Annotated in this window: 25 protein-coding genes and 1 pseudogene; 15 read left to right on the top strand and 11 right to left on the bottom strand. The window is 40.3% G+C overall.

Annotated elements, in window-relative coordinates; all coding sequences use genetic code 11:
* Nucleotides 1-66: 66 nt before the first annotated feature.
* The gene (locus tag ACQKMH_RS13910; protein WP_427588097.1) at nucleotides 67-855 is read right to left on the bottom strand and encodes a prolyl oligopeptidase family serine peptidase; all 789 of its coding nucleotides are present in this window, start codon (nucleotides 853-855) and stop codon (nucleotides 67-69) included.
* 249 nt (nucleotides 856-1104) lie between these two features.
* Here ACQKMH_RS13910 and ACQKMH_RS13915 point away from each other — a divergent pair, with 249 nt between their 5' ends.
* From ACQKMH_RS13915 to ACQKMH_RS13925, 3 genes are all read left to right on the top strand, one after another.
* Complete coding sequence (locus ACQKMH_RS13915; RefSeq protein ID WP_427588098.1) at nucleotides 1105-1920, top strand: Cof-type HAD-IIB family hydrolase; 816 nt, start codon at nucleotides 1105-1107, stop codon at nucleotides 1918-1920.
* A 104-nt stretch (nucleotides 1921-2024) separates the two neighbouring features.
* Nucleotides 2025-2177 carry a hypothetical protein gene (locus tag ACQKMH_RS13920; RefSeq protein WP_427588100.1) on the top strand — a complete coding sequence of 51 codons (153 nt, stop codon included), beginning with the start codon at nucleotides 2025-2027 and terminating at the stop codon, nucleotides 2175-2177.
* Entirely contained in the window at nucleotides 2177-2425 is a 249-nt protein-coding gene (locus ACQKMH_RS13925) for a DUF3813 domain-containing protein (RefSeq protein ID WP_063232208.1), read from the top strand. Before ACQKMH_RS13920 ends, ACQKMH_RS13925 begins: the two co-directional genes overlap by 1 nt.
* Before the next feature lie 55 nt (nucleotides 2426-2480).
* Here the strand turns inward: ACQKMH_RS13925 and ACQKMH_RS13930 are convergent.
* Both ACQKMH_RS13930 and ACQKMH_RS13935 read right to left on the bottom strand, forming a co-directional pair.
* Nucleotides 2481-2717: pseudogene (locus ACQKMH_RS13930) on the bottom strand (KGG domain-containing protein); the annotation flags it as partial.
* A gap of 136 nt (nucleotides 2718-2853) precedes the next feature.
* On the bottom strand, nucleotides 2854-3696 hold the full coding sequence (locus tag ACQKMH_RS13935) for a YitT family protein (protein WP_230158702.1): 843 nt from the start codon (nucleotides 3694-3696) through the stop codon (nucleotides 2854-2856).
* Nucleotides 3697-3853: 157 nt separating this feature from the next.
* Between ACQKMH_RS13935 and ACQKMH_RS13940 the strand changes: the two genes are divergently transcribed.
* The 4 genes from ACQKMH_RS13940 to ACQKMH_RS13955 all read left to right on the top strand — a co-directional run bounded on the left by ACQKMH_RS13940 (nucleotide 3854) and on the right by ACQKMH_RS13955 (nucleotide 6651).
* A complete protein-coding gene (locus tag ACQKMH_RS13940) occupies nucleotides 3854-4720 on the top strand; it encodes a DegV family protein (protein ID WP_427588102.1) in 867 nt (288 codons plus the stop codon).
* A 69-nt stretch (nucleotides 4721-4789) separates the two neighbouring features.
* Entirely contained in the window at nucleotides 4790-4921 is a 132-nt protein-coding gene (locus ACQKMH_RS13945) for a DUF3941 domain-containing protein (RefSeq protein ID WP_427588104.1), read from the top strand.
* A 124-nt stretch (nucleotides 4922-5045) separates the two neighbouring features.
* Nucleotides 5046-5537, top strand: coding sequence for a YajQ family cyclic di-GMP-binding protein (locus ACQKMH_RS13950; protein WP_427588106.1), 492 nt, complete (start codon nucleotides 5046-5048; stop codon nucleotides 5535-5537).
* Nucleotides 5538-5775: 238 nt separating this feature from the next.
* Nucleotides 5776-6651, top strand: coding sequence for an SDR family oxidoreductase (locus tag ACQKMH_RS13955; protein ID WP_427588108.1), 876 nt, complete (start codon nucleotides 5776-5778; stop codon nucleotides 6649-6651).
* Nucleotides 6652-6983: 332 nt separating this feature from the next.
* Here the strand turns inward: ACQKMH_RS13955 and ACQKMH_RS13960 are convergent, their stop codons facing one another.
* The 4 genes from ACQKMH_RS13960 to ACQKMH_RS13975 all read right to left on the bottom strand — a co-directional run bounded on the left by ACQKMH_RS13960 (nucleotide 6984) and on the right by ACQKMH_RS13975 (nucleotide 13035).
* Nucleotides 6984-8027, bottom strand: a complete 1044-nt coding sequence (locus ACQKMH_RS13960; RefSeq protein ID WP_427588109.1) for a LacI family DNA-binding transcriptional regulator — start codon at nucleotides 8025-8027, stop codon at nucleotides 6984-6986.
* A 337-nt stretch (nucleotides 8028-8364) separates the two neighbouring features.
* Nucleotides 8365-10014: a glycoside hydrolase family 13 protein gene (locus ACQKMH_RS13965; RefSeq protein ID WP_427588110.1), complete on the bottom strand. Its 1650-nt coding sequence runs from the start codon at nucleotides 10012-10014 to the stop codon at nucleotides 8365-8367.
* A 79-nt stretch (nucleotides 10015-10093) separates the two neighbouring features.
* The gene (locus ACQKMH_RS13970) at nucleotides 10094-11629 is read right to left on the bottom strand and encodes an alpha-amylase family glycosyl hydrolase (protein WP_427588111.1); all 1536 of its coding nucleotides are present in this window, start codon (nucleotides 11627-11629) and stop codon (nucleotides 10094-10096) included.
* Between the two features lie 149 nt (nucleotides 11630-11778).
* A complete protein-coding gene (locus tag ACQKMH_RS13975; RefSeq protein WP_427588112.1) occupies nucleotides 11779-13035 on the bottom strand; it encodes an extracellular solute-binding protein in 1257 nt (418 codons plus the stop codon).
* 379 nt (nucleotides 13036-13414) lie between these two features.
* Here ACQKMH_RS13975 and ACQKMH_RS13980 point away from each other — a divergent pair, with 379 nt between their 5' ends.
* Nucleotides 13415-15166 carry a glycoside hydrolase family 13 protein gene (locus ACQKMH_RS13980; RefSeq protein WP_427588113.1) on the top strand — a complete coding sequence of 584 codons (1752 nt, stop codon included), beginning with the start codon at nucleotides 13415-13417 and terminating at the stop codon, nucleotides 15164-15166.
* 45 nt (nucleotides 15167-15211) lie between these two features.
* Here ACQKMH_RS13980 and asnB read toward each other — a convergent pair whose 3' ends face one another.
* Nucleotides 15212-17059 (bottom strand): asparagine synthase (glutamine-hydrolyzing), encoded by a 1848-nt coding sequence (gene asnB, locus ACQKMH_RS13985; RefSeq protein WP_427588114.1) that lies wholly within the window; start codon nucleotides 17057-17059, stop codon nucleotides 15212-15214.
* Nucleotides 17060-17377: 318 nt separating this feature from the next.
* On the opposite strand from asnB, the gene ACQKMH_RS13990 reads away from it, so the two are divergent.
* Nucleotides 17378-17944, top strand: a complete 567-nt coding sequence (locus ACQKMH_RS13990) for a DUF2777 domain-containing protein (RefSeq protein ID WP_427588115.1) — start codon at nucleotides 17378-17380, stop codon at nucleotides 17942-17944.
* Between the two features lie 57 nt (nucleotides 17945-18001).
* On the opposite strand, the gene ACQKMH_RS13995 is transcribed toward ACQKMH_RS13990, so the two are convergent.
* The 3 genes from ACQKMH_RS13995 to ACQKMH_RS14005 all read right to left on the bottom strand — a co-directional run bounded on the left by ACQKMH_RS13995 (nucleotide 18002) and on the right by ACQKMH_RS14005 (nucleotide 20971).
* The gene (locus ACQKMH_RS13995) at nucleotides 18002-18346 is read right to left on the bottom strand and encodes a YisL family protein (protein ID WP_427588116.1); all 345 of its coding nucleotides are present in this window, start codon (nucleotides 18344-18346) and stop codon (nucleotides 18002-18004) included.
* A 133-nt stretch (nucleotides 18347-18479) separates the two neighbouring features.
* A complete protein-coding gene (locus ACQKMH_RS14000; RefSeq protein ID WP_427588117.1) occupies nucleotides 18480-19679 on the bottom strand; it encodes a DUF418 domain-containing protein in 1200 nt (399 codons plus the stop codon).
* Between the two features lie 17 nt (nucleotides 19680-19696).
* On the bottom strand, nucleotides 19697-20971 hold the full coding sequence (locus ACQKMH_RS14005) for an MFS transporter (RefSeq protein WP_427588118.1): 1275 nt from the start codon (nucleotides 20969-20971) through the stop codon (nucleotides 19697-19699).
* Nucleotides 20972-21282: 311 nt separating this feature from the next.
* Between ACQKMH_RS14005 and ACQKMH_RS14010 the strand changes: the two genes are divergently transcribed.
* The 6 genes from ACQKMH_RS14010 (at nucleotide 21283) to ACQKMH_RS14035 (ending at nucleotide 23245) form a co-directional block, all read left to right on the top strand.
* Nucleotides 21283-21504, top strand: a complete 222-nt coding sequence (locus ACQKMH_RS14010; protein ID WP_427588119.1) for a spore germination protein — start codon at nucleotides 21283-21285, stop codon at nucleotides 21502-21504.
* Nucleotides 21505-21526: 22 nt separating this feature from the next.
* On the top strand, nucleotides 21527-21733 hold the full coding sequence (locus ACQKMH_RS14015) for a spore germination protein GerPB (RefSeq protein WP_427588120.1): 207 nt from the start codon (nucleotides 21527-21529) through the stop codon (nucleotides 21731-21733).
* Between the two features lie 79 nt (nucleotides 21734-21812).
* Nucleotides 21813-22424, top strand: coding sequence for a spore germination protein GerPC (gene gerPC / locus ACQKMH_RS14020; RefSeq protein ID WP_427588121.1), 612 nt, complete (start codon nucleotides 21813-21815; stop codon nucleotides 22422-22424).
* On the top strand, nucleotides 22414-22593 hold the full coding sequence (locus ACQKMH_RS14025; RefSeq protein ID WP_427588122.1) for a spore gernimation protein GerPD: 180 nt from the start codon (nucleotides 22414-22416) through the stop codon (nucleotides 22591-22593). Before gerPC ends, ACQKMH_RS14025 begins: the two co-directional genes overlap by 11 nt.
* 5 nt (nucleotides 22594-22598) lie before the next feature.
* The gene (locus ACQKMH_RS14030) at nucleotides 22599-23006 is read left to right on the top strand and encodes a spore germination protein GerPE (protein WP_427588123.1); all 408 of its coding nucleotides are present in this window, start codon (nucleotides 22599-22601) and stop codon (nucleotides 23004-23006) included.
* 20 nt (nucleotides 23007-23026) lie between these two features.
* Nucleotides 23027-23245, top strand: a complete 219-nt coding sequence (locus ACQKMH_RS14035) for a spore germination protein (protein WP_427588124.1) — start codon at nucleotides 23027-23029, stop codon at nucleotides 23243-23245.
* Nucleotide 23246: the final 1 nt, after the last annotated feature.

The following is a 23246-nucleotide window of genomic DNA, read 5'->3' on the forward strand; positions in this document are numbered from 1 at the left end:
TTATTTGTCCAATTTAGACTTTACACTATGACCGTATTAGAATCATAACAGATTTCGAGTGAGTACTTAAGCTTTTTGCACAGTTGGCTGTAAATGTTTCTCGAACCAGTCTGCTGTCATAAGCACACCTTCTCTACTGACCTTATGTCCAGCTTTAGGGTCCAGGATAAAATCAATGTTTTCATCTGCTTCATTATACCCTGCTTTTACTCCCTCATAAAAGCTGTATGCATGTTGATAAGGTACAACGGGATCTTTAGCACCATGCCAAAAAAGTAACGGGCGGTTGGAAAGCCTATCCTGGTTAAGACTCAAATCAAATGGCTTGAGCTGTTCAATCACCTTGGCTACTTCCTCATCAGTAACAGGGAATTTCACTTTCCTTTTCTTAATCTCCTCCATTTGGAGTTCTGCATACGCGACATATGAAGGATTCCCCATTAAACTGACACCGGCCGTTATCCAGTCATATGCTGCCAGGGCCCCATTAGTCACAATTCCACCCATCGAGGTGCCCGCTACACCAATCCTGTCAGGATCGATTAATTTTCTGGACAAAAAGTCCTCCTTCATAAATGAAATATCCTTGATGGTCTGTAAAACCATTTCCCAAAAACGGGGCATCATTTGAGAATCACTTAAACTGGCTTCCCTTTCACCATGATGAATCACATCGGGAAGTAGCACGCGAAACCCCTTTTCAGCCATTAAATATGCATAGTGAAGATTGTGTTCTTTTGCGCTTTGAAAACCATGTATAAAAATAATTAGCGGCAATTCCTGATGGTGAGTGGTCTGCTCACTTACGTGTAAAACAGGAATAGTTCCAATTTGTTCTTTTTCAATTATGATCAAGATAACCCCTCCGAATAGTTTGTTCCGGTTTTTACCTAAAGGCTTTTTTCAAAAGCCTTCTCAAATGAACTTTGATAATGCTCCTAATTCCATTCCTTTAGACCTGTACTTCGCTTTTAAGTATTATCATCCAGCGTATAGTAATATCATACAGGAATGCATAAAGAATGAAAAAGATTTACATTTACTTTAAAATAGTCTTAACAATATTTGCATATAATGAAATCAAAAAGAACAGAAGGTGTATACATGGCTGAGAAACATTTAATCGTATTGGATCTTGATGGTACTTTACTAACAGATAACAAAACAATTTCTTCAAGGACTAAAAAAACACTCCTAAAATTAAAAGAAGATGGACACGAAATTATGATTGCTACCGGGCGTCCCTTTCGCTCAAGTGAACTTTATTACCGGGAATTGGGGTTGAATACACCAATCGTTAATTTCAATGGCGCTTTCGTCCATCACCCATTACATACAAGCTGGGGGGTATACCACTCTCCACTGGATATAAGTGTTGCGAAAGATATTGTTGAAGCGTGTGATCAGTTTAAATATCACAACATCATCGCAGAGGTCCGGGATGAGGTTTATGTCCATTATCATGATGAAAAGTTGATGAACATGTTCAATGTAGGAAATCCGGTCATGAAGACGGGTGACTTGCGCAATTACCTTCAGGATTCCCCAACTTCTATGCTAATTCATACAGATAGTGAATTTGTAGGACAGATTCGCCAGCATTTATCTGATGTCCATGCAGAATTGGTCGATCATCGGCGCTGGGCAGAGCCTTTTCATATCATTGAAATCATTAAGAGCGGCCTAAGTAAAGCTGTGGGTCTACAACGGGTATCCAACTATCTGGAAATCCCCCAAAACAGGATTATCGCTTTCGGAGATGAAGATAATGATTTGGAAATGCTTGATTACGCGGGAACGGGCGTTGCTATGGGAAATGCCATCTCACCTGTAAAAACGGTGGCAAATACGACAACATTGACGAATGAAGAAGATGGTATAGCCGTCTTCCTCGAAGAAAAATTTAATATAAAATCCTGATTCGTCAATTTTTACCTTCATAAAATCTCTCTTTGTAGCCAAACTAATAAGGACAACAGCTTCCTTTCTGTTGTCAACAACGCTCAGAATCGGAGGAGATAAGCATGGGTAAAAGCAGTAAATCTAAACGATTTGTACAGCAGGGCAAAGAAAGTATTGCCAGGCATGCAGAAAAAATCCCTTATCACACTACGTTTGAAGAGGCTGAAAAAGACAGGTTAAGAATTATGTCTGAACAAAGCTATGGTGGCTTCTGATGGGAAACAAATTATTTCAAAAAGCTAGAGAATTTGTTGAAGAAGCTCTCCACTCTGAGCATGACGGTGACCAGCATAAGACAGAGGAAATCGTTGAAAAAGCTCTCCACTCTGAGCATGGCGGTGACCAGCAAAAGACAGAGGAAATCGCTAAAAATGCTCTTTCATCAGCCTTTGCCAATACGAGTGAGGCCGAAAAAGAACAACTACGAGAACTCCAGGAAGAGCTGGAAAACCACTCTAAATAAAGCGAAAGCCTCCAGGAAATCCTGGAGGCTTTCACTTTGTTGATTAGCTATTTCGTGCCTTTCCGCCTTTTCCACCGATTTCTTTATAAAAATCTTTCCCATGCGTATCGGAAGTTGCCTCTCCGCCTTTTTGTCCAATTTCTTGATAGAAATCCTTATCATGATTTTCCGATGTCGCTTCTCCGCCTTTTTGTCCAATTTCCCGGTAAAAATCCTTGTCGTGATTTCTAGAAGTGGCTTCCCCGCCTTTACGTCCTGCTTCTTGTCTGCTCATTCTTTCGTCGTTAGCCATTTTTCATCACTCCTCATAAGATTTTATATTGGCGCTACACTATAAAAATTAGCCGTTTTGCTCCAGCAATAAACTTAAAACGCCGAAATATCCCCAATTGTAATCGAAGTGTAATGGCCTTAATTTCCTGTTAATATCACTCCCTGCGAAATGTACCGACGATGCCCGAAGTTTCTATGATATTTGTGAACGCGTGCGGATCAACTTCTTTGATGATCCGTTCAAGGTCATACAATTCATACCTAGTTATGACAATCAACAACATTTCCTTATTTTCATTAGTAAACGCACCTTTTGCGGGTACCCTTGTAATTCCACGAACTAACTTAGCATGGATTGCCTGTTTAAGTTCTTCGCTTTGCTTTGTAATGATCATGGCTGTAAGCTTCTCATGACGCGTATGTATTGCGTCCACAACACGTGTCGATGTGTATAGGGTAACAAGAGTATATAAAGCTTTTTCCGGTCCATATACTGCACCTGCCGTAACAATGATCACACCATTCAGCAAAAATAAATATGTGCCTACAGGCTTATCCTTCTTCTTTGATAGAAGCATGGCGATGATATCCATCCCACCAGTCGATGCACCATACTTCAAGGTGATTCCCACACCTACTGCAGCGATGACCCCGCCAAACACCGCATTCAATAGAATGTCAGGTGACCAGCGCGTAATGGGGATGAATTCCATGAAAAGGGACATCAAGACAACGCTCAGAAAACTATAAAAGGTAAAGGATTTTCCGACTTTCCGCCAAGCAATGATCGTTACTGGAATGTTCAATAAAAGCAATAGAATACCTGTCGATACATTAAAAGGGGCAAAAGAACCTATCATCCTTGATAGAAGCTGTGCCACCCCTGTAAAGCCGCTTGCATATACATTTGCCGGTATTAGAAAAAAGTTCATTGCGATTGCATTCAGCAACGCCCCGACCACAACTATGATAATTTTCTTTATTTCACCACTATACATCCTAAAAACCTCCATTTCACCCTTATCCTATTATCTTTTTACCGTTGATTATTTATTCTATTTACGTAGAGATTGAATTTTCACCGTTACGTGCTACACTAAAAAGAAGAGTGACCACTCATTTTCTAAAAATTGTAAAAAAGAAAGCAGGTGTATTATGGCTATCACAATTCTTGCAGATAGTGCGTGTGATTTGCCATTGTCTTTCTATAAGGAAAACAATGTATCATTGATCCCTTTACAAGTGCATCTTGATGGGAAAAATCATGAAGATTTACTTACCATTAATTCTCATGAAGTCTTTCAGGCGATGATTGACGGAAAAACTCCAAAAACATCGCAAGCTTCTCCAGAATACCTCATAGATCTTTTCACACAGTTTGCCATGGAGAAAAAACAAGGGATTTATATAGCCTTCTCCTCCGAGTTATCCGGAACGTATCAAACGGCAGTGATGATTCATAATCAGGTGAAAGAAGAGTACCCAGACCTTGACATTGAAATCGTCAATACGAAATGCGCTTCAATGGGTGTCGGTTTAATCGTAAAGAAAGCAGCAGAACTAGCAGCAAAAGGTGCCTCTAAAGAAGAAATTCTTGCTGACATCGAATTTTACACTAAGCATATGGAGCATCTATTCACTGTAGATAATCTTGAATATTTAGCTCGTGGCGGCCGCATCTCCAAAACTTCTGCCCTTGTTGGCGGATTATTAAACATTAAACCGTTATTACATGTAGAAGATGGGAAGCTTGTTCCGCTTGAAAAGATACGCGGTAAAAAGAAATTGATTAAACGTGTAATCGAATTAATGCATGAAAGAGGCAAAAATTTAACAACCCAAACGATTGCCATCAGTCATGGAGATGATGAAGAAACGGCATTGGAGTGGAAAGAAGCCATCCAAAATGAATTCGGGACAACGGATTTCATCATCCATCCTATCGGCTCGGTCATCGGTGCACATGCTGGTCCTGGTACAATTGCCATCTTCTTCTTAAACGATACCCCTGAGAAATCATAAACATACATACTCCCTTCCATAATTGTGAACAATACATATTGATCATGATTTTGGAAGGGAGTTTTCATTATGTCAAAAACAAAAGATAACAATAAAAGACCAAAAGATAACCAAGCGATAAATGCTGAAAAAAATAGCGCTTATCAGAAAAACCTCGCTGCAGGTAAACACTCCTATTCGAAGAAAACGGATCATCAATGAAGCTTGGGGCTTGTCCCCTTGCTTGTTTAATAGGCAGTCACCGATTTAACATAAGGCCTATATGGTTGTCTTCCTTTCACACTTTCTCTATAATAAAGGAAATAAAACCTGCTGGAGGTAAGTGATGGCAAAGGAAAATTCATTTGATATTGTATCCAAAGTAGACTTCTCAGAAGTAACGAATGCAGTTACGATGGCTATGAAGGAAATTCAGACCCGCTATGATTTTAAAGGGAGCATAAGCAGCATCACCATTGAAAAGGAAGACCTCATTTTAGTATCTGACGATGAATATAAGCTCGAGCAGTTGAAGGATGTTCTCATCAGCAAACTCATTAAACGGGACGTACCAGTCAGGAATCTGGACTATGGTAAATTAGAAGGAGCTTCTGGCGGAACCGTTCGCCAACGGGCAAAGCTAATTCAAGGCATTGATAAAGAACAAGCAAAAAAAATAAATACCATCATTAAAAATAGCGGTCTTAAAGTGAAAAGCCAAATTCAAGATGATCAAATCCGTGTTACCGGAAAAAACCGCGATGATTTGCAAGGAATCATATCCGCAATCCGGGGCGCAGACCTTTCCATTGATGTACAATTCTTAAATTACCGCTAAGTAAGAAGGCCTCACCTGCTTTGGGTGGGCTTTTTTTTTATGTAGTTGCAGCTATGGCATTACCTTCTTTACCTCAAATGAATCTCCTTCATCGAACATGGTAAGACTAGTCATGTTCCCTCAATTAATCACTCAAAATTTTTCTTAAAGCAAACCTTGGTTAATTTTCCCATGTTTTCATTTACCAAAAAGAAGGAATAGAAAAAGCGTAGATAATTAAACAGGAGGCGTTTTAATCTTGACTACTCAAAACCAAAACCAGAACAAACAAGGATTTCCACCCCAACATCAACAGCATCAACCTGGAGTGGAAACAAAAATGGAACCGAACCCTGATTCAGTTAAAGCAACCTACAAAGGTAGTGGCAAACTAAAAGGTAAAACGGCAATCATAACAGGAGGAGATAGCGGGATCGGTAAATCGGTTGCCATTTATTACGCAAAAGAAGGAGCGAATGTGACCGTTGCATACTTGGATGAACACGAGGATGCCAAAGCGACAAAAGAATTGATCGAAAAAGAAGGCCAGAAATGTTTACTCATTTCCGGGGATATCGGTAATGAAGCCTTCTGCCAAGATGTCGTCAAAAAAACCGTTGCTGAATTCGGCGGGTTGGACATTCTAGTCAACAACGCCGGAGAACAGCATGTGCAGACAAGTATCCTTGACATTTCAGCTGAACAATTGGAAAAAACGTTCCGCACGAATATTTTTTCGATGTTCCACTTAACCAAAGCTGCATTGAAGCACCTGAAAAAAGGAAGCAGCATCATTAATACAACCTCCATCACTGCCTATCAGGGCAACCCAAAACTAATCGATTACTCTTCAACAAAAGGTGCAATACTGGCATTCACGAGAGCTCTTTCTAACTCCATTTCAAAAGATGGAATCAGAGTGAACGGTGTTGCGCCAGGCCCAATCTGGACACCATTGATTCCTGCCTCATTCGGTGAAGAGGATGTTGCCAAATTCGGACAGGATACTCCAATGGGCCGCGCAGGGCAGCCAGAGGAATTAGCACCGGCCTATGTATATTTGGCAAGTGATGATTCATCCTATGTCAGCGGACAAGTCATCCATGTAAACGGCGGTACCGTTGTAAACGGATAAAAATGAACGAAAAAAGCAGTGGATTTCAAATATTGAAATCCACTGCTTTTTTTTCTAGTGACGGTTAACACGGAAATATAATAAGAAGTATGGAAAGGAGTGATGTCAAAATTTGGTTCACCGTTTGTTGATGAAACAGATTATTTACTGGTAATCTGCTTTGGAACTCCTGTTTATGCATTTTACCATACGATTAGACTTTGGATACCTTGTGAATTCGTCGGTGCATGCCGGACACTTCCAAACAGGCCTCGAACGAACGGTTCTCATTCAAAAGATTCAGTCTACAATTCTAGCAAAAAAGCATTACTTTTCATGCAATGCCCTTTTGATTAATAAGACATGGCCATCGACCCTTGCTTGATTGATCTGCAAGAATGCCTTTCCACGAAATGATGCGGAATGATTGACCCAGAAGGAGTATCCCCAGTTTGCAGCATCTGAATGATTCCCTTAGCGGCCTGATATCCTAAATCGAAGATATTAATATCAACTGAAGTCAGGGCAGGTAATGATAGTTCAGAAAAAAGAACATTATTGAAGCTGACGATGGACATTTCTTCTGGAGTGCGTACACCCATCTCGCGAAGAGAATGCACGATGCCAAGAGCCATAAGATCATCACTGACCACCAATGCGGTTGGTGGTTCATCGATGGTTAGTAATCTTTTCGCAGCTGCTTGTCCGCCTTCATGCAGTAGGTCTTCGTGCAAGATATATTCACTTCTAGGAACGATTCCACCCCTTTTTAATGCACGTTCGAATCCTAATAAGCGATCGAGTGTCATAACAAGGGTTACATCGCCGCCGATGAATCCAATCCTTTCGTGACCTAGCTGAATGAGGTAATCCGTTGCCTGTTCGGCTGCCAGAACATTATCATTATCGACATATGTTATCTCCTCGATAAAATCATAGGGTTTTCCAATGATGACAAAAGGAAAATCCCTTGCTCTCAAATAGGTCAGAATTTGATCGTTCATCCTTGAATACATCAGGATTATGCCATCAACCATCCCCCCCTGCACCATATTGACGACCCCTTCGTAGATTTCATCTTCTGTTTTTCCCGTGCCCAGCAATAGTGAATAGTGGTTTTCCTGGGCCCCTTCACTAAGCCCCTGGAGAATTGTAGGAAAAAAAGGATTTTGATAATAATCATTTGACGAACTTGGAAGAACCAAGCCAATGATCCTTGTTGACTGATTAGCAAGACTGCGCGCGATGAAATTCGGGTGGTAACCTAACTTTTCCATAGCCTTACGCACTCGTACCTTTGTTTTTTCACTTATCCGAGGATTATTTGCAATCACCCGAGAAACTGTCGAAGGAGCAACCTTCGCCAGCTGTGCCACATCTTTTATCGTGATGGCCATGCACTTCCCCTCTCCCTTCTTTAGCCTTTATTGACTTCATTCATAATAAGGTGAATACCAATAAACACTTCTCTAATATATTTTATATTTATACATTTGTACGTATTCATAATACACTCAGTTCAATAGTTATATCCATACTTTTTTTAATGTTTGTTGAATTTTTCAGAAAATACATACTTTTCCGTTTTCTTGTTCTTTTTTTAAAATCAAAAAGAAGCTGATGTTGGATCAGCTTCTAAAAAACGGAAGGTCTATTGGGAATCAAGAAGTCAGACGACTAACTACACAGGTCTTTTGCTGAAATTCAATCTAATCCATAGAAGTGATTTACAGTTCAATAACGATAAATCCTCGTTTCATATGGACGTAAATCAATAAGGGACCCCTCAGGACACTCTTCATAATTCGCTAGCAAAAGTTCCATTCCCCCCCAATAGGAAAGGTCGATTTGGTGGTGATTCACACTAAAGTTACACACTACCATCACTGAATTTTCATTCATGTTTCTTGTATAAATATAAATTTCAGGGTGATCTTCCCATAATAATTCATATTCCCCATAAACAAGGACCTGATGTTTTTTTCGAAGTTCAATCATCTTTTTATAAAAATGATAAATGGATGACGGGTCATTCTTCTGCTGTTCAACATTAATGGCCCGATAATTGGAATTAACCTTCATCCAAGGCGTTCCGTTTGTAAATCCACTATTTTCCTTATTATTCCATTGCATCGGTGTTCTTGAATTATCACGGCCGCTATGCCATATTATGTGCATGATCTCATCATGGGGACGACCTTTGGAAGTCTCAATCCGGTAAAAGTTTTTCATTCCAACATCATCATAATCATCAATTGAATCAAATTGGACATTCGTCATACCTATTTCCTGACCTTGATAAATAAAAGGTGTCCCTTGCATGAAAAAATATAGTGCCCCAATCATTTTTGCGCTTTCCAACCAATATTGATGGTCATTTCCCCAGGTGGATACACTCCTAGGCTGGTCATGATTTTCAAAAAACAAGGCATTCCATCCTTTGTTTTTCAGCCCCTTTTGCCATTTCGTCATTGTACGCTTTAACCCCTGAACATCAACATCGTGATTCTGTCCCCTATTCCAAAGCCCAAGATGTTCAAATTGAAATATCATATTGAATTTCCCATTCGATTCCCCAACCCATTCTTCCGCCTGCTCAATCCGGACGCCATTGGCCTCACCGACCGTCATGATATCGTACTTAGAGAATGTCTCTTCTTTTAACTCCTGCAGGTAATCCAGAATCCCATCCTGATTGGTGTGCATTTCAAACGCAGGTACATACTGATGCCAATAAGGATTGGGCATATCCGGCAGCCCTTCACGCTTATGAATATGCGTGATCGCATCAATCCGGAAGCCATCGATTCCCTTATCGAGCCACCAATTGACCATTTCATATAATGCGTGTCGTACATTAGTATTTTTCCAGTTTAAGTCTGGCTGCTTTTCGGCAAATAAATGTAAATAGTATTGATTGGTCTTTTCATCGAATTTCCAGGCACTTCCGGAAAAGATACTTTCCCAATTATTAGGCTCACGACCGTCCTGCCCATCCCTCCATATATACCAATCCCGTTTCGGATTATCACGGGAAGAACGCGACTCGACGAACCAGGGGTGCTCATCACTTGTATGATTCAAAACAAGATCGAGTATCACCTTCATCCCACGACCGTGAACATCCTTCAATAACAGATCAATATCTTCGATCGAGCCGAATTCATCTGAAACTGCTTGATAATCACTAATGTCATAGCCATTATCAGCATTGGGTGACTTATAAAATGGACAAATCCAAATAACGTCTATCCCTAAATCCTGCAGATAGTCCAGCTTCGAAATCAATCCTTTTATATCTCCGACTCCATCACCATTACTATCCATGAAGCTGCGCGGGTAAATTTGATAGCAAACCGCTTCTTTCCACCAGGTCTTATTCATGCTATAACCTCCCGATCCTGTTTTCCACAAAGCCTTAGGGACAATGTTTGGCGGCTACCGACAATCGAGAGGTATATGATTATTTTGGTTGGTTCCGTTTTGAACGCTTAATAACCAAAGCAATGAATATACCAAAAATAAGAAGAACCAATCCTATAACTAACAGGTAAGGAATATTAATAATCGACTTAGGTGACAGTGTGTAGATTTCTGTCGTCTCCCTGTCAATTACGATAGAGTAGCTGTTGTCCTTACTGCGGACCAGATCCCCATTCAGCATACCTCTCAACTCTTTATTCTTTTCAAGTTCTTTTTCAGTAAGATTAATCGTTTGGGTTTCAGTCGTATTATTCATCGTGACGACAATCGTTTCATCACCATAAACACGCTTGAATACCGAAGTTCCGCCCTTCTCATATAAAAGCTCCACATCCCCTTTTGTCAAAGCAGGGTACATGTCTCTAAGATCTGAGAGCTTTGTAATATATTCCACCAATTCCTGTTCTGTCTTAAAATTCATCAATTTATGATTATCCGGGGCAATGTCGCCATTTAATGCAATTTCCGATCCATAAAATACGATTGGCACTCCCGGCATCGTATAAAGATATGACAACGCCATCTTCCATCTGGAACCTGGGTTTTCATTATGATCGGCTGCATCCTTTGTAAAACGGGGCATACCTTGAGTGTCCATGAACAATGCCTGAGGAGTACTTCCTCCAAATTCATCTTCACTCTTCGTAAACGCTTTAAACACTGGCTTCAATTCTTTATCGGGAGCAGCAAATGCTTTCCGTAACTCCACATTTTGTGGATAAGCCATAAAAGCATCGATCCCTGTCTCCTTGTAGCTTGATATCAATTCGGCATCCCCTTGAACATCGCCTATTGTATAGAAATTTGATTTTTCAGATTTGACTGCATCCACGAATTCCTTCCAAAAATCTTTTGCTACGTATTGGACTTTATTTAAACGGTATCCATCGATATTCGTTTCAGTTATCCACCATTTGGCAGCATCAAGTATATATGTCCGGGTTTCCTCATTGTCTTGATTTAAATCCGGAAGTCCATCGACCCAGCCTGTTTCCAAATCCTTTTGATTAGAATCCTTGGAAATCTTTTTTTCTTCATGGAACCAATTCTCTTTATCATGATCGTTCAGCCAAGCTGAATTAGGTCCCACATTATTGGCTTGAAAATCAATGATCACTTTCATATCGCGATTATGTGCCTCATTCACGAGTTTTTTAAATTCTTTAATCGTCCCATAGTGTTTATCTGTCTTATAAAAATCGGTCACCCAATCCCCATGATAGCCATTATCTTCATTAGCAAAAATCGGTGAAAGGATGATAGCGGTATAACCCATATCTTTTAAATAATCTAGTTTCTTCGTGACACCTTCAAAATCCCCACCATTAAACGCAGAAGGGTCATTCACATCCGCGTCTCCATTATTGTGTATATTGCCATCGAAAAATCGGTCGACCAATAATGAATATACGATTTCGTCCTTCCAAGTTCGTTGTTCTTTTTCAGCTGCTCCTACTGGAATGGCGTAAAAAAGAAGCAACGGAATTAAAGCGAGTGATAACACTCTTTTTCTCATATCCGCTCTCCTCCTAGCTATCTCTTTACGCCTTTAAGATTAGCCTTTTGCCCCCTTAAGGTCAAATCCAAATTATAAAAAACTTTACACTAAAGGGACAAATTGGAGATATCGATGACGGTTAATGAAATGGAAAAAACAAAACGCGATTAAAGATCCTCTTTTATCGTCTTCACCGCTTTATCCAATGCCCTTTTTGGGTTTGCTTTTTCAGTGGAAATCTCATCCATGGCAGAATTCATCGGGCCCCACACTTTATTCATTTCCGGAATATTCGGCACTGGTTCAGCGTATTGTAATTGTATGCTTAAGGCTTGTGCATTTTCATTTTCATTGAAGGCTGCATTGTGTTTGATTGATTTATTTGGAGGGATTTCCCCTGTTTTTTCAAAGCGCTGCATAGCATGGTCGTCGTTTGTCATATATTCCACTAACTTGGTGGACCAGTAAGGGTGTTTTGTGAACGCTGTTACATGCCAGCCTTTGATTTCCAACAACGTTTTCATCGGCTGACCATTAGATAATTCAGGCAGAGGGGCAATTCCTATATCCGTTCTCTCGGAAAACGAGTTACCGTCACTCAAGAAAGAAGCCAATTGCCCTTGACTAAACATCTTTTCGATCGCTGACTTGTCGCCTGTTGGAATCAAATCCGCTTTATACCATTTTTGGATGTACCTCGCCCCTTTTATGGCACTCTCATTATTTAAACCAATGTCCGAAGGGTCTAGATTTCCATCCTTATCTCTAAATATATAACCTCCCATTCCAGCCATGACTCCATAAGCATCATGAAAATCATTCCATTTGGCATAGTAACCATACACTTTTCCTTTTCTTAATTTCTTTGCCATTACATAAAGATCATTCATAGTTTCAGGAGCTTTAGCCATTAACTTTTTATTGTAAATAAAAACGGATGTGTTTACGGATTTCGGCAATCCAAATACCTTATCTTGATACATTTCCCCCCTGATTGAGGATTCACTGAAGGCATTTAATACATCATCATTCACCTTCACTTCCTGAATCAGGCCTTCTTTCACGATTTGCCCAACTTTTTCATGAGAAAAAGTTACGACATCCGGGGCCTTTCCGTTTCCGATTGGTCCATCCCGACGAAGTCGATCATACATCTCGTTAGCTAATTCTATCTCTTCATACTCAACTTTGATTCCATATTCTTTTTCAAATGATTCAATCACAGGCTTAAGAGCCTCTGCTTTACCTTTTTCCTCCCAAATGATTAATTTTTCCGGCTTCGCCTCATGGCTGGCTTCATTGTCGATTTTCTTATTTTCCTTAACGACTTTATTTTCCAAATCCGAACTGGATCCACAAGCACTTACAATAATGATCAGGAACATGGACATGAACAAATGAAAAATCAGCTTCTTCACTTTCATTCTCCTTTTTAAAATGTTTATTCTATCATGTCCAAAAGCACCAAATTGTTTACAATACTGTTTGTCAGTTCAGGAAACCAAATAAATCTCCATTCATGAAAGCGATACCAAAGCTATTGTTATCATTATATGAGCGCCTTTGATTTTTACAACATTTTCCTCAACGTATTTATTTCCTTGTAGTGATGAATACTTTTTGTTATTTTTTAGTTAATAGGTGCTTCCTTCAATAAGAATTGGGTATATAACCATATTGAAAAAAACAGTTAATCCAGGCTAATTTCAACTACATAGAGAACACCCTCCCAAAAACAGCCTGAAGTTCCCATTTTCAATTTCACTTCCCCAAAATACACTTATAGAATTGGAGTGGTTTTTAATGGAATTTTCTTCCATGCACCATAGACCTAATGACAATTACGCCTATACCATCAACAACGAAACCCTACATATCAGACTTCGCACGAAAAAACAAGATATCTCATCGGCTGGATTGATTTTTGGGGATCCATATATATCAGATAATGGACAATGGCAGTACGAGGAACAGCCGATGAGTTTATCCGGCAGCGATACCCATTATGACTATTGGCATATTTATGTGAAGCCTCCCTACCGAAGAATTCGATATGGGTTCAAAGTCATCTCAGAAGGTGAAAGTGCCACTTACACGGAAAAAGGCTTTTTTAAAGAACCTCCAAGAGATCCCGGGAGCTATTTCGCCATCCCTTACCTTCATCAAAACGAAGTATTCGGAGCACCTGAATGGGTCAAAGATACAATTTGGTATCAAATTTTTCCCGAACGATTTGCCAATGGCAACCCTGACAACGATCCAGAAGGTACAAAACCTTGGGGTAGTGAGGAACCGACCGTTGATAATTTTTTTGGCGGGGACTTCGAAGGAATCATTGAACATTTAGATTATTTAGAAGGGCTTGGCATTAACGGGATCTATTTTACGCCAATCTTCCACGCATACTCAAATCACAAATACGATACGATTGATTATCGGGAAATTGATCCGCAATTCGGGTCGAAGGAAACATTGAAAGCACTAATAAATGAATGCCATAAACGGAATATCCGCGTCATGCTGGATGCCGTATTTAACCATAGTGGCTTCTATTTCCCCCCTTTTCAGGATTTACTCGAAAAAGGAGAGAATTCGAAATATAAGGATTGGTTCCATCCACACAGCTTTCCTCTAAAAGGAGGGGAAAGGCCAAATTATGAAACATTCGGTTTCTTTGAATCGATGCCAAAATTGAATACAGCAAATCCAGAGGTGAAAGAATATCTGCTCGAAGTCTCAGCCTATTGGATCAAGGAGTTCGATATTGATGCCTGGCGATTGGATGTGGCCAATGAAGTGGACCAACCATTCTGGCGTGAATTTAGAACGACGGTTAAAAATTTAAAGCCTGATTTTTATATTCTTGGTGAAATTTGGCATGATTCCATGCCATGGCTTCGCGGCGATCAGTTTGATGCTGTCATGAATTATCCTTTTACCAACCAAGTATTTCGCCTGGTCGCTTCACAAACCATTAATGCCCGCACGTTTATCGAAGAAATGACAGCCATTTACCAAAGTTACCCGACCAATGTTTTTGACGTGACGTTCAACCTTCTCGGAAGTCATGATACCCCCCGGATTTTCACGGATTGTGGGGAAGATCTAGCTCGGGCCAAGCTCATCCATGCAATCCTCTTGACTTTCAATGGCAGTCCCTGTATTTACTATGGAGATGAAATCGGCTTGACCGGAGGCATGGATCCAGGTTGCCGAAAATGTATGGTCTGGGATGATGAAAAACAAAATGCCGAGCTTTTCAATGAAATTAAGGCATTGATCAAATTACGAAAAGAAGAACGATTACTTGCAAATGACGGCAAGTTCAAATTCCTTGATACAGCCGGAAACGAAAGTATCGTTGCCTACCAAAAATATAACGGAGAACGATCTGTCGTGATCCTGATTAATCCGACGGATGTCAAGCAATCCTTCACCCTCCCTTTGGACTTGAAAGGGCGTAAACTAACGGATTTAAGAACAAAGGAAACAACGCAGGAAGGCCAATTTGCACTGGATGGCTATCAATATAAAATTATCGCATTCAATCATTGAGAAAAGGAAAACGGGGCAAAGATTTTTATCCTGCCCCGTTTTTTTTCAATCTATTATTTGGATATCATATTCTTTGAACCACACGTGGGTTTGTGCCAAGTGAGCCAGTAACTGAGGACCCGACATCAATTGCCCGAACCAGGGCACTTTAAAGGCGGCACCTTTGGAATCGACAATATCCGTTAGCTTCTGTTTATCGAAAAACTCATGCAGGACCGAATTTTTGTCCTTGAGTAAGTCTTTTAACCATCCCTGCACACGGTCTGTATATATAGGGTTATGAGTTTTGGGATATGGACTTTTTTTCCTATACAATACCTCATCCGGTAACAGCCCCTCCAACGCTTTCCTCAGTATACCCTTTTCACGATTGCCCTCCATTTTCATTTCCCAAGGTATGTTCCACGCATATTCCACAAGGCGATGATCGGCAAATGGCACACGGACCTCTAAACTGGCCCCCATACTCATCCGGTCCTTCCGGTCAAGAAGCGTAGTCATGAACCATAATAAATTCACGTAGAAAAGCTCCCGGCGTTTAGCTGCAACACCGTTTTCCCCTTCCAACTTTGGCGTTTCTGCGAGGGTTGTCAAATAGGCTTCCTGCGCGTATTCTTCCAACTTCAATTTCTCACGCCATCCAGATTTCAATAAAGATACCCGCTCCTGGGTCGATCTCATCCAAGGAAACCCAGCACGATTCAAATCATCTTCACGATGAAACCATGGATATCCGCCGAAAATTTCGTCGGCACACTCACCGGATAGGCCCACGACAAAATCCTGCTTGATTTCCTTACAAAACCAAAGTAATGAAGAGTCCACGTCTGCCATGCCGGGGAGGTCTCTTACAAGAACAGCTTCTGTTAAATAATCCGTTAATTGCTCTTGAGTGATAATTGATGAATGGTGTACCGTGTTAAAGGTATCCGACATCTTTTTAATCCAATGCCCATCAGAGTTAGGCTGAAAATCATTTGCCTTAAAATAACGCTCATTATCTTCATAATCAATGGAATACGTATGAAGCTGCCCTTTCCCTTCTTTTTGATACGCGTTTGCAGCAATGGCCGTAATCGCGCTTGAGTCAAGCCCTCCTGATAAGAAGGTACAAAGGGGAACATCTGATACAAGTTGCCGCGTCACTGCATCTTCGACAAGGAAGCGGACCTTCTCGGCCGTTTCATCGAGGGTATCATGATGTTCTTCACTTTTAACATTCCAATATCTCCAGATTCGGAGGCCTTTCCTTGATAAGGTAAGTGCATGGGCTGGCCTTAATTCCTGGATATTATGAAATACACCTGAACCAGGCTTTCGGGATGGACCAACACCAAAAACTTCAGACAGCCCTTCACGATCAATCTCCGTTTTAACATCTGGATGGGCTAGAATCGACTTCAATTCCGATCCAAAAATGAACCCCCCGTCCCTTTCCGCGTAAAAGAATGGCTTTACGCCCATCCGATCCCTTCCAACGAATAATTTCTGCTCCTTTTCATCCCAAATAGCAAACGCAAAAATCCCATTGAACAGGTCTACGCATTTTTCTTTCCATTCTATATAAGAAGTTAGTAAAACTTCTGTATCAGAATGACCGTTAAAGGAATATCCTTTTAATAATAGCTGTTTACGAATATCATCGGTGTTATATAGCTCTCCATTATAACAAAGTGTATATCTGCCGTTTTTGTGATTTTTCGTCATCGGCTGTTTTCCGCCTTCCGCATCGACAACCGTTAACCGTTTATGACCAAAGGCAACATGGGCTTCGCTCCAAACATTATCTTCGTCTGGACCCCGCTTTGCCAACGTTTTCGTCATGTTTTCTAGTGTTTTCGTTTCTGTCCGTAAATCTTTTTGAAAATGCACCCAGCCTGTTATCCCACACATTTTACACTTCATCCTTTCTATCGGGACTATTAAAAAAATTGGCTCCCTGTCTTAAAAAGATTTACCGTCCCTCATTTCTAAATTCGAAGACCATTGCAAAGAAAATTTAAGTATTGATCAGTATCATTCCGTAAGAACCCCTGCCCATCAGCGCCCGACGTTGATAATGAATTGTTGAGCAAAGAATCCCGTGTTAAACATAGCCTATGCAAAGACGGAAAGATGGTTATTTGTCCATAATATTTTAAAATATACAGTTATATTTTCATTGTATTTTGACTAAAAAGTAGGTGAGGATTCCACTATGGAGGTATATGTATGAGTCAGCAACAACGAACCAAGTTAATGAATAGACAAACGAGAGCTTTTACCGAAGGAACAGTGGAAAATATCAATCAACAATGGATTTTTTTCGATGATGAAACCGATGAGGCATGCTCCATTGAAGACTATGTTGATGGCATCATTGAAATTTATAGGGGTGGGCGCTGGCAGCAAGGAGTGGTAGAAGAAGAGGGAAAAATCCTGCTTCACCGGGAAATCACCTTCTTAAGGGAAAATGAGCCCATTCGGATCCGCAAAAAACTGCTCTACTCTTTTGAACGATTATTGGAAGAATTGAACGACGATTCCTTTTTCCAATTTGTAACGACCTTGAATTCACTTGATTTTTCTATTTATGATTGTATATATAGCTATAACCAGCTCACTTTTTTAAGAGCCGTCCCAAATCAGTCAGGCGTGAACTTCTTCACCTTTGATAACGAGAACCAAATATGTCTCGTTCAGCACCATTTTTCTTATGGAAAAAAGGATCACGATCGTTTTGAATTCACCCTGAACACTGGAAAAAGGATCGTCATTGAAAAAGTGAATTCACAATAGCCTATTGAAAAAGCGGGTAAATGAGATTTCCTCATTTACCCGCTTTTCATTTCTTTATTAAAAAATGTACAATCCCTGTGGCAGGGATAATCCTAAATAAAGGACGAATACAAACGCAACGATGAACAATATCCACATGGCACTTGTGCTTTTCCCTTTTTTCGTACGGACCAACACCATTTCCATCGCGGCAATCACGATGATACCAACAATCATTTTTACTGCGTAAGCACCAAAATCCGTAATCAGCATTCCGCCAGTAAGGAAAATCAATAGATAGAATAAGCGCGTTATCATATGTAGTATTTTCGCTTTCGGATTTCCACTTTTAAGCATCGAATATGTGACAAAGAAAAGAATGATTCCGATAACCCAAACTGTAATATGCAAGTGTGTAGTCATTTATTTGCCCCCTCGTTCAGTTTCCCTCTCATCATATCATAGGCTTTTACAAAAAAACAAAACTAAGGTGTCTCCTATTAAGGTAAAATCAACAATTTAATGAACACCATTTAAATTTCTTCTCAACTAGTCCTCACCTTCGCATATCTGGCTTTTTACCATATGTAACCAAACGCCATATATATTCAACCGGTCCGTATTTAAACAGCCCCATCCACAACAAGGAAAGCAGAATTTGGAGGCAAAACAAAGCGATAAGGAATACAAACCCTGACGTGTAAGAGACTGATCCATATAATCCAAGGCCATATGAGTAAAAAATGGACGTACATATAATGGATTGGAATAAGTAATTACTCATCGACATCCTTCCAATACACGAAAGAGGTTGGAACAGACGGAGAGCTCCAGTCTTTTCAGTTAGAAGGGTAATGGCCGTAATATAAAACATCGTCAGTAATGGTCCGCCAAAATAATCCTGAACGAATATTGTGCCAAAATGGTAAACCGTCACATATGGAAGAATCTTGAACGACAAGCCAAATAGCAAGCTTACGATCATTATCGCTTTCATTTGACTCTTATACTGATTTGGATTTTGGAGAAATCCTTGCTTTGCAACGCCAGCCCCAATTAAAAAAAACGGAAAAATCGATAAAAAAAGGATGATGCCATTAAAGGGGTTATTCACCATATACCAATCTATCGCTCTTTGATTCATTATTTCCGTAAATGTACCAGATTGATAAATTTCCAACGACTGTTTCATCATCTTCGAATCAGTCGTTATCGCCACCCCATCACTATCAAAAATGCCCATGATAAGAAAGAGTGAACCCAATATTGCAAAAGGCAGAACATAACAAAATGAGCCTAGCAGAATTAAATTTCTACCCTTCATCTTATAAAACAACAAGAATGCAAACCCAAATATAGCATAATTAATAAGGATGTCCCCATGCCAGATGAAAAAAGCATGAATGCATCCAAGTACCAATAAAAAACTTAGCCTTTTCGTAAATAGTAAAGGAAATGAAATGCCCTTTTCCTCACTCCTTACAGCTAATATGATGGCACCAAAACCGAACAGAAACGCAAATAACGGATAAAAACTGGCTTGTGCAACAACATCACTGACTCTGAACAAAACCCTGTCCCACCCTCCGGACCAGCGTTCTGCACCATCTATATACAAGAGTGGAGAGTGGAAAGAAGGCATATTCACTAAAAAAATCCCTAAAATGGCTAATCCCCGTAAAGCATCGATGCTTACAATCCGCTTACTTTCCTGCAACGGTGCCATCGTGACTTTCATCGGTTCACCTGCTTTCATCCATATTAACACCGCATTTATAACCTCATGGCCTCATCTTTAACCACTGAAGCCGCTTTTTGCTTTTTTATTAGTATGACAAACAAGCTGCCCAATAAGCAAAAGATTCCTGCAAGGAAGAACGCCCATGTATAGGAGTTGAATAGTTTAAATGTAAGCCCTCCACCGTACGCCGCCACAGCTGCACCCGCCTGATGGGCCGCGAATATCCAACCGTATACAATCCCACTTTTCTCCACCCCAAAAACTTGCCTTGAAATGCTAATGGTTGGAGGCACTGTTGCTATCCAATCCAATCCGTAAAATACAGAGAAGATGATCAATAGGGTGATTGAGCCCTCATTTAGTGCAAAAGGAAGTAAAACGAGGGAAGCCCCTCTTAGACCGTAATACCAAAACAACAACCAACGGTTATCAAACCGATCGGATAGCCACCCGGATACAGTTGTACCAATCAGATCAAAGATCCCCATGAAAGATAGCAAGGATGCTGCCGTTACAACAGGCAATCCAAAGCTAATGCAGTAAGAAATGAAATGTGTCCCGATCAACCCACTCGTTGAAAGTCCACATATAAAAAAGCTTCCTGCCAATAACCAGAATTCCTTTACTCTCACTGCTTCAATTAATGATTGAAATGCCATGGTAATGGGGTTCTTCTTTTGGACTGTACCAGCCTCCTGACTTTCCTCTTCTAATCCATATGGAAGAGTGCCAACTTCCTTCGGATTGTTTTTCATGAATAAAAGGATGATGGCCAGCATGATCAAGCTAAGGACCAAAATTAATCCAATCGCCCATCTCCACGAGTGATTCTCAATGATGATGGCTAAAATCGGAAGTAAAATGAGCTGACCTGTGGCCGTACTTGCCGTCAGTATCCCGACCGCCAGCCCCCTCCTCTTCTCGAACCAACGATTTGCCACATATGGGCTCAATACCGTTAAAAACACTCCAGAACCCAATCCAATGATAATTCCCCAAATTAGAATGAGCTGCCACTCATGCTCCATGAAAAAAGTGAGGAAAATCCCTGCCAATAAAGTTGACATGCCCAATACCATCATTTTCTTTAATCCTAGCACTTCAATTAGAGCTGCCATGAATGGACCTGATAATCCATAAAGAAAAAGACTTATAGCGAAGGCTAAAGAAATGACGGACCGATCCCACTCGAACTCATTTTCAAACGGTACGATGAATACTCCTGATGATGACCTAACGATCCCGGCTACAATAATCGAGAAAAATGTGATGATTAATATGACCCAGCTATAATGAAAACGTCTCAATGTCCTTCCCCACCAATCAAAAAAAGAAAATTATAATAATTTGAAATATTTTATAATAGTAACACTTTATCGTTAAACGGGAAGCTTTTTATCAGAAGTATTTTCCAGTAATCATCAAAAAAAGTAAGAATGGATGATCATATCAGCGTCTTATTATTCAGTGATATTCATCACTGGTTATATGACAATATATTGATAGGCAGATGAATCACATCAATCATGAGTCCACATACAATACATTAAAACTCCCTTTTGTAGGCTCACCGCCTGTGATCAAAGGGAAAACCAGAATAAAAAAAGGGTGATTTTTCTTGCCAGCCATCGTAGGAATCGTTCAAGTCATAAACGTCGGTAGCAGTGGAGTTGTCCATATTGGTGACGTCTTTAAAATTAGTCCATATTCCACTTCAAAAACGTTTGCAGGTGCTGGCTCGTTTAATACGGGTGAATCCATATCCCTTTATAATGCCTATAGCACCACAAATACTAATGATACAGATGGTGTTGATCAGCCACTGGTCTTAAATCTCTAATGCTTTTCAGAAAGGAGTCAGCATGATCTTCAATATTCACCAGACCATACAAATCAATATGATAAAAATTGAAAGCATCGCCAATTCATCCGTTTTTCAAATAGGAAGTGCCGGGGTGATCAAACCATATTCCACATTAGCCAATACCGGTGGATTCACTGAGCCTGCTCCCGAAATTGAAGCTGATGTTACCCCATCAACCAGTTTCGTCCCATTTACCCCTGGTTGATAGGCATTCACCTACATCCAACTTTTTCATATACTGTCATATATGAAATTATCTTATGGTGAAGGTGAGGTGTTGAGTCGTGAATCAGGATCTATATTCGTATTCCATACAAATGCAGCATTTTCTAGAAGCCCAAGATAAGCGGATCATGAGACTTGAACACGAAATCAAACGCCTGACAGATGAACTTGCCGAGCTGAAAAATAAACCGCCCATCCATGTTGATAAAATTGAATATAAATTCGATCAATTAAAAGTCGAATCTTTGGATGGAACGTTGAATATCGGTTTGAATCCCAGTGATTTAAATAACATTGATGAATTTGCCGTCAACAACCAACCTGTTCAACCTGCACCAAACCTATTTCCAGGCCGGGAAATCGTCGTCCAGGAAATACACAACGATATTCTTTCAGACTTGGAAATCATGATCCATGATACGGAAACACAACTGAAAATATCATTGGAACCTTCTTATCACGACTTCATTAAACAGGACGTCGAACGCCAGCTTCATCAACGAATCAATATGTATTTCGATAATCTTTCTGCCGCCGAGCGTGCACCGCAGCAGCGTGATAACGTCAAGGAAAAGATCAAGGAACAGGTAAAATCCGACATTCAAGCTGCATTGATTCAATTCATTACCCATTCACAAGCCGAGACAGGAGGAAATCCAAATGGAGTTTAATGTAACCAATCACCAGCTTTGTGTAGGTGATATTCATATTACCGGTGTAGCGAGCTCTGCTTTATTTCTCATAGGGGATGTACAGACGGTCCAACTATCTTCCGCATTCGATACCCCGCCGGAATCCCTTATTATCGGGCCATACGTGCCGCTTTCTCCTGAAGGATAAATAACATGTTTTCTAGAATATCAAAAGTAAAATCTTTATTATCCGATACGGTCTCATTCTGCTCCACCCTGCAAATAGGGGATACTTCATATATTGACGGAATTTCCCTGGCTTTAGCGGTTCAAAAGAAAAGTGAAACTTTCGATTCTGTCGATATTCATTTCGAGGACTATGACATTTTTAAGAAACCACTTTATATCCCGAGATCGAATGAACCAGTCGTAACAAGTTTTTCAAATCCGAATCCCTTCATACGTGTCGGCAATATCAATATTATCGGGATATCATCCTCATCCGTGGTTGGTGTGGGAAACGTCGGGCATGCACGTATGGAAGCAAGAGTGAAACATATACGGGAGCTTCCTAAAAGCGTTGAAGAGACACCGATTGAGGATTCGACCAACAACGATTAATTTTAAAAGGAGGAGTTCATATGCCAGCCATTATCGGCCCAATTCAAATATTTAATGTAGGAGAAGGAAACCTGTTATTCGGTGATTGCGCCGTCATTTCCCCTAAATCTTCCTCCAAAGCAGTCTCCGGTTCAGGTTCAGGGAACACAGCTGCGATCGTGTTTACAGCCAACGGTCTGAATGGAAGCAATGTCATTGATGTCAATGGGGTCGATCAACCCATTTCAGGGAATAATTAAA

This window comes from Peribacillus sp. NPDC097895 (assembly GCF_050277555.1).
In the GTDB taxonomy this organism is placed as follows: Bacteria; Bacillota; Bacilli; order Bacillales; family DSM-1321; genus Peribacillus.

Bases quoted from the DNA above. Each gene is read 5' to 3' on its own strand.
- ACQKMH_RS13915 (WP_427588098.1), top strand. From the start codon at position 1,105: ATGGCTGAGAAACATTTAATCGTATTGGATCTTGATGGTACTTTACTA.
- ACQKMH_RS13920 (WP_427588100.1), top strand. From the start codon at position 2,025: ATGGGTAAAAGCAGTAAATCTAAACGATTTGTACAGCAGGGCAAAGAA.
- ACQKMH_RS13925 (WP_063232208.1), top strand. From the start codon at position 2,177: ATGGGAAACAAATTATTTCAAAAAGCTAGAGAATTTGTTGAAGAAGCT.
- ACQKMH_RS13935 (WP_230158702.1), bottom strand. From the start codon at position 3,696: ATGTATAGTGGTGAAATAAAGAAAATTATCATAGTTGTGGTCGGGGCG.
- ACQKMH_RS13940 (WP_427588102.1), top strand. From the start codon at position 3,854: ATGGCTATCACAATTCTTGCAGATAGTGCGTGTGATTTGCCATTGTCT.
- ACQKMH_RS13945 (WP_427588104.1), top strand. From the start codon at position 4,790: ATGTCAAAAACAAAAGATAACAATAAAAGACCAAAAGATAACCAAGCG.
- ACQKMH_RS13950 (WP_427588106.1), top strand. From the start codon at position 5,046: ATGGCAAAGGAAAATTCATTTGATATTGTATCCAAAGTAGACTTCTCA.
- ACQKMH_RS13960 (WP_427588109.1), bottom strand. From the start codon at position 8,027: ATGGCCATCACGATAAAAGATGTGGCACAGCTGGCGAAGGTTGCTCCT.
- ACQKMH_RS13965 (WP_427588110.1), bottom strand. From the start codon at position 10,014: ATGAATAAGACCTGGTGGAAAGAAGCGGTTTGCTATCAAATTTACCCG.
- ACQKMH_RS13970 (WP_427588111.1), bottom strand. From the start codon at position 11,629: ATGAGAAAAAGAGTGTTATCACTCGCTTTAATTCCGTTGCTTCTTTTT.
- ACQKMH_RS13975 (WP_427588112.1), bottom strand. From the start codon at position 13,035: ATGAAAGTGAAGAAGCTGATTTTTCATTTGTTCATGTCCATGTTCCTG.
- ACQKMH_RS13980 (WP_427588113.1), top strand. From the start codon at position 13,415: ATGGAATTTTCTTCCATGCACCATAGACCTAATGACAATTACGCCTAT.
- asnB (WP_427588114.1), bottom strand. From the start codon at position 17,059: ATGTGTGGGATAACAGGCTGGGTGCATTTTCAAAAAGATTTACGGACA.
- ACQKMH_RS13990 (WP_427588115.1), top strand. From the start codon at position 17,378: ATGAGTCAGCAACAACGAACCAAGTTAATGAATAGACAAACGAGAGCT.
- ACQKMH_RS13995 (WP_427588116.1), bottom strand. From the start codon at position 18,346: ATGACTACACACTTGCATATTACAGTTTGGGTTATCGGAATCATTCTT.
- ACQKMH_RS14000 (WP_427588117.1), bottom strand. From the start codon at position 19,679: ATGAAAGCAGGTGAACCGATGAAAGTCACGATGGCACCGTTGCAGGAA.
- ACQKMH_RS14015 (WP_427588120.1), top strand. From the start codon at position 21,527: ATGATCTTCAATATTCACCAGACCATACAAATCAATATGATAAAAATT.
- ACQKMH_RS14025 (WP_427588122.1), top strand. From the start codon at position 22,414: ATGGAGTTTAATGTAACCAATCACCAGCTTTGTGTAGGTGATATTCAT.
- ACQKMH_RS14030 (WP_427588123.1), top strand. From the start codon at position 22,599: ATGTTTTCTAGAATATCAAAAGTAAAATCTTTATTATCCGATACGGTC.
- ACQKMH_RS14035 (WP_427588124.1), top strand. From the start codon at position 23,027: ATGCCAGCCATTATCGGCCCAATTCAAATATTTAATGTAGGAGAAGGA.